Origin of the sequence: Achromobacter marplatensis (genome assembly GCF_002209535.1) — a bacterium.
In the GTDB taxonomy this organism is placed as follows: Bacteria; Pseudomonadota; Gammaproteobacteria; order Burkholderiales; family Burkholderiaceae_B; genus Achromobacter; species Achromobacter marplatensis.
In genome coordinates, this window is the sequence record NZ_NJIG01000045.1 from 1 (window position 1) to 1,454 (window position 1,454).

Annotated in this window: 1 protein-coding gene; it reads right to left on the reverse strand. The window is 59.4% G+C overall.

Annotated features, from left to right (window positions below; genetic code table 11):
* Positions 1–36 precede the first annotated feature (36 nt).
* Positions 37–1,403 (reverse strand): IS3 family transposase gene (locus CEY09_RS31725; RefSeq protein WP_088591676.1). Its coding sequence is split into 2 segments (ribosomal slippage): positions 37–929 and positions 929–1,403, totalling 1,368 coding nucleotides; the frame shifts between segments, so codons are not numbered across the junction.
* Between the last annotated feature and the right edge of the window lie 51 nt (positions 1,404–1,454).

Below are 1,454 nucleotides of genomic sequence, written 5' to 3' on the forward strand. Positions count from 1 at the left end.
TGAACTGACCCCCAGAAGTTGGACGGTCAGAGGAAGCTAAAGCCCGAAGGCCTGAGCTCGGTATTGCACCGGGCTCAGGCCTTTTAGCTTGAGCTTGATGCGGTGGTGATTGTAGTAACGGATGTACTGCCGGATGCCGGCCTGCAACTGGTCGATGCTCTCGAAGCGGTTCAGGTGGAAGAACTCGGCCTTGAGCGTGCCGAAGAAGCTTTCCATGGCGGCATTGTCCAGGCAGTTGCCCTTGCGTGACATGCTCTGCGTTACTGACCGGGCAGCAAGCATGCGCCTGTACATAGGTTGCTGGTATTGCCAACCTTGGTCGGAGTGCAGAACGGGACGCTCCGTTGGCCGCAGCCGCGCCAATGCCTTTTTCAGCATGCTGCCCACGAGCTTGAACACTGGCCGGCGGCTAGTTTCATAGGCCACGATCTCGCCGTTATACAGGTCCATCACCGGCGACAGATACAGCTTCTGGCCACGCACGTTGAACTCGGTCACGTCGGTGACCCACTTCTGGTTCGGACGCTCCGCCTCGAAGGCGCGCGCTAGCACGTTGACCGCCACGTGATGCGACTGTCCGCGATACGAGCGGTACTTCTTGGTGCGCACGAGCGACTTCAAGCCCAGCATCTGCATCAGTTTCTGCACCGTCTTGTGGTTCACGGACTGCCCTGCCTGGCGCAGCACGGCTGTGACGCGCCGGTAGCCGTACCGGCCCTTGTGCCTTGCATAGACAGCACGGATCCTGCCTTTGATCTCAGCATACTTGTCGGCGGCTTGAGCCGCCTTGACCTGGTAGTAGTATGTGCTGCGCGCCAGGCTGGCCGCCTTGAGCAAGGCCGCAAGCGGATGGTGTTGCCTCAACCCAGTCACGGCTTGCGCTTTTTCTGCGCAGCCGCACGCCGCTTTTCCTGGATCAAGGCATCGAGTTTTTTTAAGTACGCGACCTCGGCGCGCAACTCGATCAACTCCTGGTTCTGCCTGGCGATAATCTGCTTGTCATCCAGTTCGGTGAGAGGAACTTCAGGCTTGGCTGGCTTGGTGCTCATAGTCTTGGGGCGCCCCCCGCGAAGAGGGCGCAGTGCGTCGATACCTCCAGCATGATACTGGCGCGCCCATTTGCCGATATGCCATGCGCAGCGAATGTCGAACGCCACCGCTGTCTGGGCTTCAGACCACTGTTCGCGCCACATCCGTTTGAGCACCTTCAGCTTGAACGTCGCGTCATAGCTTGCGCTCTTGCGCCGCAGTCCAGAAGTGCCGTGCGCCTGGTAACGGGTCACCCACCGCCTCACCGTCGCATGATCAAGTCCATGACGGGCGGCAATCGCCTTGCTGCCTCCTGTTCCGGACAGATACTGCCTGACTACCTTGAGCTTGAAGTTCTCGTCGTACTTCGCCATGTAAAAACCCCCGAAGGTTGGATCTACGTCCAACTTTCGGGGGTCAGTTCA